Origin of the sequence: Amycolatopsis camponoti (assembly GCF_902497555.1) — a bacterium.
GTDB lineage: Bacteria > Actinomycetota > Actinomycetes > Mycobacteriales > Pseudonocardiaceae > Amycolatopsis > Amycolatopsis camponoti.
Genome location: NZ_CABVGP010000002.1, coordinates 2,483,158 through 2,498,183, shown reverse-complemented (window position 1 = coordinate 2,498,183; position 15,026 = coordinate 2,483,158). Strand labels below are relative to the sequence as shown.

The following is a 15,026-nucleotide window of genomic DNA, read 5'->3' as shown; positions in this document are numbered from 1 at the left end:
CACCGATGGAGTCCTTCTCCTACACCAAAGTGCCCGACGTCCGGGCCGCCATCGCCGCCGGGCAGCGGGGCGGACGGTACATCGCCGGCGGCACGACGCTGGTCGACCTGATGCGCGAGACCGTGGAGCGCCCGGGTGCGCTCGTCGACATCACCAGGCTGCCGCTCACCGGCATCTCCCCCACGCCGGGCGGCGGCCTGCGGATCGGCGCGCTGGTGCGGATGGCCGACGCCGCCGCCGACCCGCGCGTGCGATCCGCTTTTCCGGTCGTCTCGGAGGCCCTGGAGCTGAGCGCGTCCGCCCAGCTGCGCAACATGGCCACCATCGGCGGGAACATCATGCAGCGCACCCGCTGCGCCTACTTCCGTGACGTGACCGCGAACTGCAACAAACGCGAACCGGGTTCGGGCTGCGCCGCCCTCGACGGCTACAACCGCGGTCACGCCATCCTCGGCGGCTCCCCGGCATGCGTCGCCACGCACCCGTCGGACGCCGCGGTCGCGTTCGCCGCCCTCGAGGCGATCGTGCACCTGCAAGGCCCGGTCGGCGAACGCACCATCCCCTTTGCCGACTTCCACCTGCCGCCGGGCAGCACCCCGGACCGGGAACAGGCCCTGCGGCCGGGCGAACTGATCACCGCCGTGGAGCTCCCGGCCCTCCCACGCCTGTCCCGGTCCGGCTACCTCAAGGTGCGCGACCGGCAGAGCTACGAGTTCGCCCTGACCTCGGCCGCGGTCGCCCTCCAGATCCAGGGCGGCGTGATCCGCGCGGCGAAGGTCGCCGCCGGCGGTGTCGGCACCGTCCCGTGGAAACTGCCCGCCGTCGAGCGGCACCTGCTCGGCAAACGACCGTCGGACGCGCTGTGGGCCGAGGCCGCACAGCGAGCCGCGGACGGCGCCCGGCCACTGGCACACAACGGATTCAAGGTCGAGTTGCTCAAGCGCACGGTCGAACGCCAGCTGCGCGTCGTGGGAGGCACCCGATGACCCAACCCCGCATCGCCGTCGGCACTCCGCAGTCCCGAGTGGACGGACGGCTCAAGGTGACCGGGCGCGCGCTCTACGCCGCCGACCACCCGACCGACGGCGTCCTGTACGCGGCCGTGGTCGACAGCAGCGTCGGGCGCGGCCGCGTCACGGGCATCGACGACCGCGCTACCCGTGCCCACCCTGGTGTCCTGCGGGTGATCAGCTACCTCAACGCTCCTCGACTGCCCTATGTGGACAATCCGGGGTCGAACAACCCGGCGCCGAACTCGCGGTTGCGCGTCTTCCAGGACGACCGCGTGCGGTTCTTCGGCCAGCCGGTCGCCGCCGTGGTCGCCACCACCCACGAATCCGCCCAGCAGGGCGCGCGCCTGGTGAAGGTGTCCTACGCCGCCGAGCAGCCCGTCACCGACCTGGCCACCGCCCCGGCCGACGAGCCGGCGACCTACGCGCGCGGCGACGCCGACAGCGCGCTGAACACCGCACCGGTCCGGCTGGACCTGACCTACCGAACCGCCCGCAACCACCACAATCCGATGGAACCGCACGCCACCATCGCCCGCTGGGACGGCAACCAGCTGACGGTGTGGGACAAGACCCAGTGGGTGGTCGGTGGCACGCAACAAGAACTCGCGGCCGTGTTCGGCATCCCGCAGACCTCGGTCCGGGTGATCTCCCCCTTCGTCGGCGGCGCGTTCGGCAGCGGCCTGCGGGCCTGGCCGCACAGCACCATCGCCGCGCTCGCCGCCCGCGAGACCGGCCGTCCGGTCAAGCTCGTCCTCGCCCGCCGGCAGCTGTACTTCGGCACCGGGTTCCGGCCCGCCTACTCCTACCGGCTCCGGGCCGGCAGCGACCGCACCGGGCGGCTCACCGCGATGACGCACGACATCCGCGGCGAGACGTCCAGCTACGAGACGTTCACCGAGGCGATGCTGGCGCCGGGCCAGATGCTCTACAGCATGCCGAACGTCCGCCAGGCGTACGCCACCGTGCCGCTGGACGTGAACACCCCGATCTGGATGCGCGGACCGGGCTACGCCTCCGCCGCCCTCGTCATCGAATCCGCGATGGACGAACTCGCGCACCAGCTCGGCATCGACCCCATCGAGTTGCGCAAGCGCAACGAACCCGCGGCCGACGAATCCACCGGGCAGCCGTTCTCCACCCGCCGGCTACGCGAATGCTACGACGTCGGCGCCCGGGAATTCGGCTGGCAACGGCGCAACCCGAAGCCGGCGTCCACCAAGGACGGTGACTGGCTGATCGGCACCGGCATGGCCGCCGCGGTCTACGACACCGCCCGCGCCCCCGCGCAGGCCCACGTCCGGCTCAACGCCGACGGCACCGCGCTGGTCCAGGCCGCGACCAGCGACATGGGCCCCGGCACCTACACCTCCATGCCCCAGGTCGCCGCCGACGCACTCGGCCTGACCATGGACACCGTCGAGTTCCGGCTCGGCGACTCGCTCATGCCGCCGACCCCGCCCCACGGCGGCTCCATGACCATGGCCAGCGTCGGTTCCGCCGTCCAGGACGGCTGCGACAAGGTCCGCCGCCAGGCGATCACCCTGGCCGTCAACGACCCGCGCTCTCCCCTGCACGGCGTCAATCCCGACGACGTCATCGTCCGGAAAGGACGGATGCAGGCGAAGAACGACCCGACGCGCGGCGAGACCTACCGCCAGGTGCTGGCCCGCAACGGCCGCGATCACCTCGAGGTGATCGGGTCCTGGGCGCCCTCGGAGCAGAACCGGTTCTCGATGTACGGCTACGGCGCGGTGTTCGCCGAAGTCGCCGTCGACGCCCGCCTCGGCCTGGTTCGCATCCGGCGCATGCTCGGCGTCTACGACGCGGGCCGGATCGTCAACCCCAAGCTCGCCGACAGCCAGGCCCTCGGCGGCATGGTCGGCGGCATCGGCGCCGCCCTGCTCGAGCACACCGTCACCGACCCGCGCGACGGCCGCATCGTCAACGCCAACCTCGCCGACTACCTCGTCCCGGTCAACGCCGACGTCCACGATCTCCGCGCCATCTACCTCGACGGCGAAGACCGCGAAGCCGACCCGCTCGGCGTCAAGGGGTTGGCCGAGCTGGTGCTGGTGGGCGTGGCCCCGGCCATCGCCAACGCGGTCTTCCACGCCACCGGACGGCGGATCCGCGACTTCCCCATCACCGCGGACGCCCTGCTGTGAGGGTGGTGGCGACCCAGCTGGCCAGCAGCTGGAGCCGTTCGGTGGAGGGCGTGTCGGGAGGTACTGTGTACGCCGTGAGGGTGAGCCCGCTGTCCGCGGTCAGGTCCATGGCTTCGAAGGCGAGGGTCAGCTCGCCGACCACCGGGTGGCAGAAGCACTTTGTGCCCGTCCGGTGCAGCCGGACGTCGTGGGCGGCCCAGCGGGTGCGGAAGTCTTCACTGCGGGTACTGAGCTCCCCGATGAGGTCCGACAGATCCCGGTTGTGCGGATCACGACCGGCCTCGGTGCGCAGGATCGCGACTGACGTGTGGCAAGACTTGTCGTAGTCGGGGAAGTAGTCGCGGGCAGCCGGGTCCAGGAAGCCGAACCGGGCGAGGTTGGGCAGCGACACCGAACTGGTACGGGTGGAACTGTCGAACACCGGCGAATACAGCGCGCGGCCCAGCATGTTGGTCGCCAAGATGTCCAGGCGGCCGTTGCGGACGAAGGCGGCCGTCGTCGTCATGCTGTCGAGGATCTGCTGCACCACCGGCCGCACCCGCTGCGGCGACCGGCGGCGCTGGGCTGCGGCGGTGCGCGGGCGACCGGCGGCGTTGGCGGCGCGGGCGAGGTCGAACAGGTACACGCGTTCGGCCTCGTCGAGCTGGAGAGCTCCGGCGATGGCGTCGAGGACGCTGTCGGAGACGCCGGCGAGATTGCCCTTTTCGACGCGGGTGTAGTAGTCGGCGGAGACACCCGCGAGCATGGCGACCTCTTCGCGGCGCAGGCCCGGCACCCGGCGGTTGCCGCCGTAGTGCTGCAGGCCGGCCCGGTCCGGAGTGATCTTGGCCCGCCGGGTGACCAGGAAGTCGCGGACCTCGGTGCTCTTGGCGTTCACGCCTTCCACGGTACGACGGCGCAAATCATTGAGGGGGGTTCTGCTGGAACCCGGAAAGACACGACCTCCCGCCCGCGTGCGCGCCGGCGTTTGCTCGTGGGGTGACCCCTTCCGAGACGACCACGGTCCAGCCGGTGACCGGCGGTGCCACCGCCACGGTGGCGGCAGCCCTGCTGGGCTTCTTCGTCGTCACCTTGGACGGCGTCGTCGTGAACGTCGCCCTGCCGGCCGTACGGGCCGACCTGGGCGGGGGCATCACTGGACTGCAGTGGGTGATCGACGGCTACACGCTGATGTTCGCCGCGTTCCTGCTCTCGGCCGGATCGCTGGCCGACCGGATCGGCGCGAAGCGGGCGTTCGGCCTCGGCGTGGCCGTGTTCGTGCTCTCCTCGTTGGCCTGCGGCGTCGCTCCGACCCTGCCCACGCTCGTGGTCTGCCGGCTCCTGCAAGGTGCCGCGGCGGCCGTGGTGATGCCGTCGTCGATGGCTCTGATCGGCCAGGCGTTCCCGGATCGGGTGCGCCGGGCGCGGGCGGTCGCCGTGTGGGCGATGGGCGGCGCGGTCGCCTCGTCGGCCGGGCCGGTGCTGGGCGGCGTGCTGACGCTCGCGAGCTGGCGGTGGATCTTCCTGATCAACCTGCCCGCCGGAGCCGTGGCGCTGGCTCTGCTCGCTCGAGTGGCGCCTTCGGCACACCACCGGGTGCCCTTCGACCGGCCCGGCCAGATCACCGGGGTCCTCGCCATGGCCGCGTCGGTCTACGGCGCCATCGAGGCCGGTCGGGCCGGCTTGACCGCTCCCCACGTCGTGGCCGCCTTCGTCGTCGCCGTCGCGAGCATGGTCGTGTTCGTGCTGGTCGAACGGCGAGTCGCGGCTCCGATGCTGCCGCTGGAGCTGTTTCGATCTCGGATCGTGGTCACGGTGGTCGTGATCGGGTTCGCGTTCATGGTCGGCTACTACGGGATGCCGTTCGTGCTGAGCCTGCTCCTGCAGAACCAGGGGCTGTCGGCCGTGCGGACCGGCGTGGTGTTCCTCCCGATGATGCTCGCCGGGCTCGTGCTGACCCCGCTCGTACCGCGCGTGACCGAACGGACCGGGACCCGGCCGGTGGTCGTGACCGGGCTGGCGCTGATGACGGCCGGTCTCGCCGTCGTCGCCCTCCTGCTCGCGACGACACCCACCTGGGTGATTGCCGCGGTCATGGTGCTCGTCGGGCTCGCCGGCCCGACCGTGATCCCGCCGGTCATCGCGGTGCTCCTCGGCGCCGTCGATGCGGCGCGCGCCGGCACGGCCAGCGGCGTGCTCAACACCAGCCGCCAGCTCGGCGGCGCGCTGGCCGTCGCCGTGTTCGGCGCCCTCTTGAACGCCCCGTCGGGTCTGGCCGCCGGGATGCGGGTCAGCCTCCTGCTCGCCGCGGCCGTCGCGGCGGCAGCGGCCTTCGCCGCGTTCGCGGGACTCCGCACTTCCCACTAGAAAGAAAGGATCGTTATGACCGATAATTCCCAGCCCGAGCCGTCCGGCGCGCAGAAACTCTTCGGCGACTTCGCCCCGGCGCTGGTGCACTTCACCGACGACGTGCTCTTCGGCGAAGTGTGGAAGCGCACCGAACTGACACCGAAGGAACGCAGCCTCGTCACGGTCGCCGCGCTGGCCACCAACGGCAACACCGAGCAACTCGTCTTCCACCTCGGCCTGGCCAAGGAGAACGGCAACACCGAGACCGAGCTGATCGAAGCGATCACCCACCTGGCCTTCTACGCTGGCTGGCCGCAGGCCATGGCGGCCATGGCGGTCGCCAAGAAGGTCTTCCGCAGCTGACCCCCCAAGGAGAACACCGTGGACTTCATCCCCGTCAACGAGACCGTCAAGACCCCGGCCGAACGGTTCACCGGCGACGTCTACCTCACCATGATCAAGACACCCGAGCCGCCGTCGCGCTTGGTCGCGTCCCTCGTCCGATTCACCCCCGGCGCCCGCACGAACTGGCACTCCCACGCCGTCGGGCAGACCCTCCACGTCACCGAAGGCGCCGGCCTGGTCGTCAACCGCGACGGTCAGGTGATCCGTATGCGCGCCGGCGACACCGTCTGGACCCCGCCCGGCGAGGAGCACTGGCACGGCGGCACGAACACGAACTGCATGAGCCACCTCGCCATGCTCGAAGGCCCGGAAGAAGGCGGCGACGGCACCACGTGGCTCGAACCCGTCACCGACGACCAATACCGCACCGCGCACGACGCCTGACGAGCGATAGCCTTCTCCGGCGCGAGTCAGCCGGGTTAGTGCGTGGTCGCGCCAGCGCCCGCGAACGCCAAGAACGAGACCCGCTGCCCGGCCCAGCCGACGAGACTCCTCCACAGCGGACGACTACCGGACGGCAGTGGCGAGCGCTTCTCTGATCTCGTCCTTCGCCAACACCGGCAACCGCAACTCGTCGCCGAAGGCGGAAACGCCTCCTTTTCCGTGATCCGGGCCAGCCGCCGCCCAGCACAAACACCCGACTCATGACCACCATCCAAGCCCGCCGCCGGCGTGCACAGTGGACCCGGCGGCCCGGCCACCGCTCCCCGAAACATGCTTCCCGGCAGCGAAGGCTGACAACGTTTCCCGCGAACGGCCAGGCTCGGGGCTTCCGCGGTATTGCCCGCCGCCGGTCCGGCCAGCGGGGTCAGGACCAGGCCAGCTCCCCGTGGCGGGACACAAAGCGCCCGGTGCCGGCGACTACTCTAGATACCTCGACCCGCTATGCGAAGACGCTCCATTCGCGCGTATCAACTTCACGAGCGTTCGCGATCGCTCTGCGCTGGCCGGGGTGACCACCGAGATGCCCGCATTCCGCGAGGAGATCTTCGGCCCGGTCGCACCCGTCGTGGTAGTCCGCGACGCCGACGAAGCGGTCGAGGTCGCGAACGCCACCGAGTACGGCCTGGTCGCAGCGGTGCAGACGGGCTCGCTGGAGCGGGGCCGCGACCTCGCCCAGCGTCTGCGGACGGGCATCGTGCACGTCAACGACCAGACGCTCAACAACGACGCGTACGCCCCCTTCGGCGGCACGGGGGCGTCCGGCAATGGCGCTCGGTTCGGCTCGCAGAGCAGCTGGGACGAGTTCACCCAGTGGCAGCGGGTCACCTACCGGGAGGCAGCGCACCCGTTCCCGTTCTGACCTGGAGACCTCAGAGTGGCCGGAGCAGGCGTACCCCCGAGTCGGCTCCGGCCACCCGATGCGTTCCTGGACGCGGTCATGGAACTACACCTTGCTTACGCCACCGGCTGAAGAGCCGCCACGCGTCGACGTCCTGATCGCCGACGAGCCCCTCGGCACGAAGCTGTGCCAGCAGGCGCAGACCCGCTTCGTTCTCACCAAGCAGGACCAAGCGAGCCAGCTCGAATTCAGGAGGCAGCGGCTCGGTGTCCCAGGCGGCGACCTCGTCGCGGATCGCGTCCACACCCAACCGCTCCTGTCGATCGAGCCAACTATCCACCCGACGGCGCTCACCCTCGACCTGATCGGCCGTCAGCACTCCCGCAAGCAGGTGGTAGCCCTCCGCCCGAAGCCACGCACCCTCGGCAACAGCCTCTTCGGCCCAAGCCGCTGCGATCCCGACCAGCTGGTCAGTCAACTCCGGACGCCGACGAGCAAGAAGCTGCCCGATCAGCCCGACGGTAACGGTCTCGCACAGGTCAATGACCTGATGCATGTACACCGACGTGGGCTCCAGCGAGCTCCCAGCCGGCGGCGCATCGGACACCCGCGTCCGGTAGCGGTGATCGACCAGTCCTTCCCGGTGAACCAGCAGATGACGACGCTCGAACAGCTCGACCACACCCGGCCAGTCCGCACTTCCGGCCGTGACGTCGACGCCCAGAAGGCTGTTGAGATTGGAACGCCACGTCTGGAGGCCGCCCCCCATCAGCTTCCGAACATCGGTCTCCAGTTGTGGATCGCTGATGCCGGAATAGCTACCCTGGCTCATCAGTTCGCGCCGCATTATCCGGAGGACGCAGACCTCGACTTGACCGCAGATCGCCGCAAGCAGCGCTCGCAGCAGGAGCGGTTTGCGCGGACGGCGAAGGGTTGCGGCGACGTACGCCGCGACGTACAACTCAGCTCCAGGCTGCCCAGCGAACTCCGTACGCAGCCGAGTAGCGATTTGCTCGACAATCGCGTCGGGCTGGAGGCGCCGGGCGATCATTGCGAACGGATCAGCCGTCATTTCATCAACAGCAACGCCTTCACCATCGAACGCGGCCGCGACGTGCGCGCTCGCCTCTAGGTCGGCCTCGGCGAAGATTTCCTCCACCCGGCTTCGGACGTCCGAGGGGGTGCCGGCCTGCCGTGCTGCGTCGTCGGCCACTTCCCTCGGTGAACGGGTATCGGAGCGCGCGGCGATCTCATCGGCAACCTGGATCAGCTCACGGCACCCAACGGCAAAATCGCGGACGGACCCGAGTTGCAGGAACAACTCGACCTCATCGGGCGTCTGGCCGGACTCCGCGCGAAGTGCGGCATCGGCAGAGGGTTCGTTCACTGTGGACCTTTCGATCTGGGCAGTCACCTGAGCCCACCCTGCAGCGCCGCAGGCGCGACACCGAGCAAGCATCCTGGACAAGTGCCACACCGGCCAGTCGATTCCATGCTGACGTGGCGTGCGCTGCGCCGGATGTCTGTAGCGGACCGAATAGGGCGTTATACAACCACCGAATAACCTGTTGCCCTCTCGCAGCTACGGGAGCTCCGCGTCCACCTGCAGGCAGCGATCAGTGGCCGGTTCCATCTGCTGTGTCGTCGACAGCCGCAGGTGCACGAGGGAACGGATCTCCGACTGGCCAATCCTGGGCGAGTCCCAACGCTGTGTGCGGCGCCGCTGCCGCCGGTCGATGGTCGACCTGGTTTCCCACGAGTCGCGCCGTCGACCACGTCGGCAGGACCGGTGCGGGGAACGAGCCTGCGCGAGGGCTCAACCACAAGGTAGGACTCTTCTTCGTCCAGGTCCCGGGCGCCGGATTGTCGACGGTGAGCACTCCGCTCACCAACGAGTGCTCGTCATCCCGACCCGGCTTCCAGTAGCCGTCCGCCGCCAATGTCAGCGTCGGTCCGGCTCCGGCGTCGGCGCGATCGATCGTGCTGCCGTACAGGGACGCTTGAATGTCTTGATCTTCGACAAATGCGCCCGCGACACCTACAGCGACGATGTAAGGAAGCCCGAGTTCCCCATACCTCGCGCCCTTTTTCTCCACCGCGCCGAGCACTGGCGAACCATCGATTCGGAACATGCTTACGCCCGGGTAGATAGCGATGATCCGTCCGCTCCGCGAGCCACGACGGCGCGGTATGGCACTGAACGTTATCGACCAGCCAGCCTCACGCCAGGTGTACCTCGGAGAGCGTTGACGCGCCTCTCGCGCAGCAACTTGCCCCGGGGCCAGACCAGACAGCCACTGCGACAGTTCCGCCTTCAACCCCTTCTGCGGCGGCAGAGTGCGACCCACCGTGTTGATCATCATGGACAGAACGAAATCCGCACTTTCGACATTCTTCTCGACCGCGTCCCGCAGCTGAGCCGCCAGCCGACCGTGCCGAGCGTCATCGATCCGTTCGGCCGTCCAGATGGCTTCAACGACGAACTGCTCGCCATCACGGGAAACCAGGAAGTCCGGCTTCCTCGCCCGGGTGCCCATGGTCGGCTCGATCTCCACCGAACACCCGGAGCCCAGCAACGACTCGTGCACGTACAGCTCCCACAGCGCCGAATGGACATTCGCATCGACATTGCGATCCATGAGGCGGCTGCGGATACCCTTTTGATGTTCCAGGGGCAGGTGGGAGCACCAGACGTTGATGACCTCGCGCACTTGGTCCCAGTAAGATCCCGCGATCCGATCCAGGAATCCGGCCTGCGTCTCCATGGCTCCTTGCCGCGATGCGTCCGTCCTGCGCCAGCCGCCGTAGACAGTCATGACTCCGTCAGTCTTCCTGCCCGGCGGCGCGCCGCCGAAGGTAGTCGACGTAGTCAGCTCGAAGAACTGGGCGACAACGGGGACGTTTCCCGGCGTTGATGTCGCGCACGTACTGGCCGAGCCGTTGCGGGTTCTTGCCGGACCAGCCGTTCGCCAGGGCCCACCCCTCGACGGCTTCGGCGTCCATGTCGATCCCGGCGTCACGCAGGGCGAGAAGCGTGCTCACGACGTGATCTTTTTCGAAACCCGCCGAGATGGTGTTGTTGTGGTTCACCGAACGGGTGAGACTCGTCAGTGCCTCAACCACGACGCCATCAAGCCCAGGCGTCAGCTCGGCCCACGGCGAGTCGTCGCCGAGCAGGGTCGGCCGAACTGCCGACACCCAAGGTCTGATCGCGTCCTCGTTCCAGGTGAGGACGCACAGGGCTCGGACACGGGAGCCGCCCTCCTGGATCAACTGTCCGATGTCGGGCATATCCGGCCAGGCCATCAGGACCGGACCGCCACTGCGAAGATAACCGCCACCGCGTCCGGTCACGTGCTCGACATTCCGGTAGCGAGCGACGAACTGCTCGAGTCGGCGGCAGTTCCCCAGGTTGGATTTCAAGTGGGTCCACACGGAGATAGTGTCGTCATCCTCCATGTGCTCGCAGCACCAGTCGATGGCCGCGTCCAGTCCTTCGTCGTCGTAGCTGGCAACCGCTATCGGATAGTCCACAATGCGATCGGACATGTTCAGTCCTTGCTCTCGCTTTCCCCACGATGGTACGGACAGGCCCCGACAAACTCGGGCGGCCACGCGCCGTCCTCGCCATCTAGGGCACCGCCACGTGCACTCCTTCGGGTAATTCCGCGCATCGGACCAGCAGGGCCGCAGGCTTGGGCAAATTGATACCCGTCGACATGATGAAATCGACCGGTTGATCCTGGGCCAGGTCGAACGGGTCGTCAGGCAAGCGCATGAGGCGCTCTCGGGGGTACTTGCCGGAATCCACCCGGATGTCGGTCGCCGCGGCATCGCCGACGTTCTGCAGGCGATATCCGGAACCGGTCAAGTGGGTGAGTTCGAACTTCGGCCGCCGACTTGCCTGCACATCACGTCGCTCCTGCCTCCGATCAAGGACCTTCGTGACGCGTCCGAGCACGAACCCGCCCACGAGGGTGAAAGCCGGAACCGAGATCTGCAACCACAGCGGGGTGTCGCTCATACAGGTGAAGTCGCGCGGCACGTGCTGCCTGTTTCCAGCGGTTTCAGGCCGCCCAGTGGCCGGGCCCGATCGCGCCGTACTCGTGGTGGACGCTGATGTGCCCGGCCCGGCGGATCGCATCCTCTCGAGCACGGCCACCGGCTGCCTTGAAGACGACGACGTCCTCGTGAGCGATCAGGTGCAATGGGAGCCCGCTCTCACGCTGCTTGCGGATGAAGTCGCGTTGGAAGAAGCTCCCGCGCACAACCAGCCCTTCGTCGGCGACTCGAGCGAGTAGGGCCACGCATCGCTCGACCGGAATCAGCCCGGCCGCGGCTCCGCAGGCCGCGACTTGAGACGGTAGATCGATCAGCTCGGCGTGCTCGCGCCACGGGCGCACCGTGATCGCCACGTGGCCGCCCGGGCGCAGGACACGCGCGCAGGCGGTGAGGATGCGGGTGAAGCCGGCCAGGAGCCGATGGTGGCCGACGTTGGCAAGATTGCCGCGGTCGAGCGCGCTGCCGTAGCGGTAATGCCGCTTGCTGACCTTGTCGACTCCGGCCTCCCGGTCCGTGTTGACCAAGCCGTGCACCGACGGGCCGTACGGCGGCGAGGTGACGACCAGAGCGACCTGGCCGACGTACTGCTCCGGCAACAGCGCATTGAGTTGTCGGGCGTCGCCGCGGACGACCTGGCCGTCGTGGTCGTGGTCGTGGCCGCGCTCGCGGGCGAAGCGCAGGTTCGCACCGGCGATGTCGGCCCAGTGGGGCTCGTACTCAACGCCGACCGCACGGCGGCCGAGGTCGATCGCCTCGACCAACGTGGTGCCGATCCCGCACATCGGGTCCAGCACCACCTCCCCAGGCTTCGTGTACCGCTCGATCGCGTGCGCGGCGACGGCGGGCAACATCTTGGCCGGGTGCGCGGTCGACTCCGGCACGTACCGGCCCTTGCGCTGCGCGGCCGGCGACGTCTGCGCGGTCGCCCACACCGACACCGGCAGCTCGTCTCCTCCCGTCGACGCGCTGGTGACCGGGGTGTTGTCGAGGGCGTCGATCAAGACGCGGGACAGCGGCATCGTCGGCTCGTCGGCCGGCGACGGCGTGGTGGTGGTCATGGCGGTGCACCTGTCCTTTGGTCGGCTGGTCATCGGAGGTCTTCGGGGTGCGCAATTGCGGTGTGGGCTTGTGCGAAGACGAGCACGTCGCCGTGCACGCGTGCGTGTCCCGTTGTCGCCGAGCCGACCAGCTGTGCGCTGAGGGCCGCTTCGTTGGAGACCTGCCGTAGAGGCTCGGGCATCGGCTGCAGGCGGCCGCCGTGGATCGGGGTGAGCACGGTGACGATGTGCTGGAGGTAGAGCAGGTCGGCGTTTTGCGCGGCGACGATCATCGGGCCGGAGGGGTGGATCAACCGGCCGGTTGACCAGTCGCTGTGGGTGTAGACGGCGAGGACACCGCCGAAGGCGAGCGCGCGAGCGGCGGCGAGTGCCAGTACCTCGGCCGAGCCATCGGTACCGCGCTCCGGCGGCATCGACGCGATGACCAAGTTGGCCCGATCCGCAGCCATGGCTCCCAACCGAGCACCGTCGCCGGACTCGGCCCGATCCTCCGCTACCTCCGCAGTGCCTGCCACCGACGAGCTCGTCGGCGCGAGCTCCTCGACTATTGCATTGCGACCCAGCGCACGGACGGCGTCGCGTGCACCTGTCAGCGCACCGTCGCCGGCGAGGCCCCGGGTTTCGGCTGCGTGCGCCGGCCATGGCGCGAGCACGACGCAATCTCCGGGTCGGGAGAAGCTGGTCGTTATCGCCTCGATGATCGGCGCGGGCCAGGTGACCGCTGGGTCGATCGGGTTGGGGCCTGCCGTCCACACGGTCGGTGGAATCGGCGCCAGGGTGCGAGTGCGGTTCACGTGCTTGGTCGTTTTCGCGTCGGGGCGTGACCGCTCGCGCGAGTCTGCGGGGTCGGGTGCACCCGGGTACGGGATGCCGTTGGCGGAACGAGAGCGACGTGGACGGGGCGAGTCGTCACGGTTGGACGGTCGGCTGGTGCGTCGGGTCACGGGTGGAACCTCCGGAGGCGGGCCACCGACTGTGAACGTCGGCGGCTTCTGCGCTGTCGCCGGCTAACTCCGGAAACGAGGTCGGCAAGAGACACCGCCGCGCCGGATCCGACTTCGCCCAGCGTCGTAAGCCGCTCGTAGCCGGCGCTTCACCGCAGCTCCGGAGCCCGATCGGGCACCGCCTTCGATTCCCCGAAACGATCTTGAAACGGCTTTGACACGGCTCTGACCTGGTCTTGAGCCGATTTTGAGGCGCCTAGCCCGGCTTCCTGACGACGTCACCTTCCGCTCACTCAGGAGGCCGTCATGAACCAGCGCTCGTCACCGGACAAGCCCGTATCCCGACCGTCGCAGACGCGCCCCCGCAGCCTGCATGGCGAGCCTGGCGTCTTCGACAGCGCTCGCACTGCGTTCGCCTGGTTGGTCACCGGACCGCACCCGGTCGCCCTAGACGGCCGCCAAGTGCGCGGCCTTCCGCCGCGGCCAGTGCCGCTGGATGAGGTCGGCGCCCTGACCGTCGCAAAGGGATGTCCACAGCAGACGCGGGACGCGGCATGGACCGCGCTGGTGACGCGATCCCGCGCCGAGGGCGGGACGTGGACGGTCGCGTGCGTCGGACTGGCCCTGCCGGTGCTGCTGCCGGTCGCGGCGAAGCTGACCAACCGTTTCCGCGGCGAGGTCCACGACATCCACGCCGCAGTGCTGACCGGCTTCCTCGAAGCCCTCACCGACGTCGAACTCACCCGGCCCGCCATCCTCGTCCGGCTGCGCTGGGCCGCCTACCGCGCCGGCCACCGCACGTTGCGCGAGGCACTCGACGCCGCGTCCCCGGTCGCCGACCTCGGCGCTCGCGCACCCGGACCGGAACACCTCGGCGGACACCCGGACTTCGTCCTGCTCGCTGCTGTCAAGGCCGGCGTGCTCACCGTCGCGGACGCGGCGTTGATCGGCGACACGAGGTTCGGCGAGCTGTCGCTGGCCGACGCCGCACACGCCCGCGGCCAGACGTACAAGGCGGCCCAGCAGGCCCGGCACCGCGCCGAGCGCAAGCTCGCCGCCCACCTCAACGCCCTCGACGAGAACAGCGCCGTGTCACGACCGGGAGTGCGTCGCGCGCCGCGGCGGAATGTCGCCGGTGAGCCAGAGACGACGCGGCGGCCGGTGTCTCCCCGCTCGCCGAAATCCGGAGTTGGTGACCGCGGGACGCGACTGCCCGCGCGCCCTCGCCCATCCCGGTCCACTTCGGAACCGGGCGCCGTTCAGGAGGCGTCCTCATGCGACTGATCTCGCACCGCCCCAGCCACCGCACCCTTACTCGCCGCCCACCGAACCGGCGCAAAGCTCACACGAACGCCACGTTTTCGGCTCGCGCGACGAGCTACCGGCGCCCTGGTTTTGTGCCGGAAGCTCCGACGTCTCCGACACCGCTGCGCCGTCGCTCGGTCGTTCTACTCGGTTGCACACTGGCCGCTGCGGCGCTGCTGCTCGGCGCGTCTGCCGCGCACGCCGAGACGGTGCAGTACGTCGCGCTCGCGCAGTCGGTCGACCAGGTCCTCTCGAATATCCGGACGTGGATCATGGGCATCCTCGCCGGCGTCGCCCTCGTGTTCCTGACCATCGGCGGCCTCCGCTACCTGATGGCGTCCAACGACCCGGGTGAGATCGAGAAGGCGAAAGGCGCGTTCAAGGCGTCCGGCATCGGGTTCGGTCTCGCCGCACTCGCGCCCCTCATCGTCGAAATCCTCAAGACCATCGTCGGCGGGGTGTAG

Annotated in this window: 15 protein-coding genes; 8 read left to right on the top strand and 7 right to left on the bottom strand. The window is 69.1% G+C overall.

Translation table 11 applies throughout. The features are described 5' to 3' along the window. The first annotated feature begins 5 nt into the window (after positions 1-5). Entirely contained in the window at positions 6-986 is a 981-nt protein-coding gene (locus tag AA23TX_RS32080) for an FAD binding domain-containing protein (protein WP_155546487.1), read from the top strand. Beyond that, positions 983-3,178 (top strand): xanthine dehydrogenase family protein molybdopterin-binding subunit, encoded by a 2,196-nt coding sequence (locus AA23TX_RS32075; protein WP_155546486.1) that lies wholly within the window; start codon positions 983-985, stop codon positions 3,176-3,178. Before AA23TX_RS32080 ends, AA23TX_RS32075 begins: the two co-directional genes overlap by 4 nt. On the opposite strand, the gene AA23TX_RS32070 is transcribed toward AA23TX_RS32075, so the two are convergent. Next, positions 3,156-4,055: an MmyB family transcriptional regulator gene (locus AA23TX_RS32070; protein WP_155546485.1), complete on the bottom strand. Its 900-nt coding sequence runs from the start codon at positions 4,053-4,055 to the stop codon at positions 3,156-3,158. The genes AA23TX_RS32075 and AA23TX_RS32070 overlap by 23 nt on opposite strands. A 101-nt stretch (positions 4,056-4,156) precedes the next feature. Here AA23TX_RS32070 and AA23TX_RS32065 point away from each other — a divergent pair, with 101 nt between their 5' ends. The 4 genes from AA23TX_RS32065 to AA23TX_RS32050 all read left to right on the top strand — a co-directional run bounded on the left by AA23TX_RS32065 (position 4,157) and on the right by AA23TX_RS32050 (position 7,214). After that, positions 4,157-5,524, top strand: a complete 1,368-nt coding sequence (locus tag AA23TX_RS32065) for an MFS transporter (protein ID WP_155546484.1) — start codon at positions 4,157-4,159, stop codon at positions 5,522-5,524. Between the two features lie 15 nt (positions 5,525-5,539). Next, positions 5,540-5,869, top strand: coding sequence for a carboxymuconolactone decarboxylase family protein (locus AA23TX_RS32060; protein ID WP_155546483.1), 330 nt, complete (start codon positions 5,540-5,542; stop codon positions 5,867-5,869). A gap of 18 nt (positions 5,870-5,887) precedes the next feature. Beyond that, entirely contained in the window at positions 5,888-6,295 is a 408-nt protein-coding gene (locus tag AA23TX_RS32055) for a (R)-mandelonitrile lyase (RefSeq protein ID WP_155546482.1), read from the top strand. 568 nt (positions 6,296-6,863) lie between these two features. Beyond that, positions 6,864-7,214 (top strand): aldehyde dehydrogenase family protein, encoded by a 351-nt coding sequence (locus tag AA23TX_RS32050; protein ID WP_230862803.1) that lies wholly within the window; start codon positions 6,864-6,866, stop codon positions 7,212-7,214. 76 nt (positions 7,215-7,290) lie between these two features. Here the strand turns inward: AA23TX_RS32050 and AA23TX_RS32045 are convergent, their stop codons facing one another. From AA23TX_RS32045 to AA23TX_RS32020, 6 genes are all read right to left on the bottom strand, one after another. Continuing rightward, entirely contained in the window at positions 7,291-8,607 is a 1,317-nt protein-coding gene (locus AA23TX_RS32045; protein WP_155546481.1) for a tetratricopeptide repeat protein, read from the bottom strand. Positions 8,608-8,809: 202 nt separating this feature from the next. Beyond that, positions 8,810-9,958 (bottom strand): immunoglobulin domain-containing protein, encoded by a 1,149-nt coding sequence (locus AA23TX_RS32040; RefSeq protein ID WP_230862802.1) that lies wholly within the window; start codon positions 9,956-9,958, stop codon positions 8,810-8,812. A 58-nt stretch (positions 9,959-10,016) separates the two neighbouring features. Beyond that, entirely contained in the window at positions 10,017-10,742 is a 726-nt protein-coding gene (locus AA23TX_RS32035; RefSeq protein ID WP_155546480.1) for a DUF1889 family protein, read from the bottom strand. An 82-nt stretch (positions 10,743-10,824) separates the two neighbouring features. Beyond that, positions 10,825-11,238 (bottom strand): hypothetical protein, encoded by a 414-nt coding sequence (locus AA23TX_RS32030; protein WP_155546479.1) that lies wholly within the window; start codon positions 11,236-11,238, stop codon positions 10,825-10,827. Positions 11,239-11,260: 22 nt separating this feature from the next. Next, positions 11,261-12,313 carry a TRM11 family SAM-dependent methyltransferase gene (locus tag AA23TX_RS32025; RefSeq protein WP_230862801.1) on the bottom strand — a complete coding sequence of 351 codons (1,053 nt, stop codon included), beginning with the start codon at positions 12,311-12,313 and terminating at the stop codon, positions 11,261-11,263. Between the two features lie 29 nt (positions 12,314-12,342). Beyond that, a complete protein-coding gene (locus tag AA23TX_RS32020) occupies positions 12,343-13,107 on the bottom strand; it encodes a hypothetical protein (protein ID WP_155546477.1) in 765 nt (254 codons plus the stop codon). Between the two features lie 717 nt (positions 13,108-13,824). Between AA23TX_RS32020 and AA23TX_RS32015 the strand changes: the two genes are divergently transcribed. Further along, complete coding sequence (locus tag AA23TX_RS32015; RefSeq protein ID WP_230862800.1) at positions 13,825-14,541, top strand: sigma-70 family RNA polymerase sigma factor; 717 nt, start codon at positions 13,825-13,827, stop codon at positions 14,539-14,541. 113 nt (positions 14,542-14,654) lie between these two features. After that, positions 14,655-15,026, top strand: a complete 372-nt coding sequence (locus AA23TX_RS32010; RefSeq protein ID WP_230862799.1) for a pilin — start codon at positions 14,655-14,657, stop codon at positions 15,024-15,026.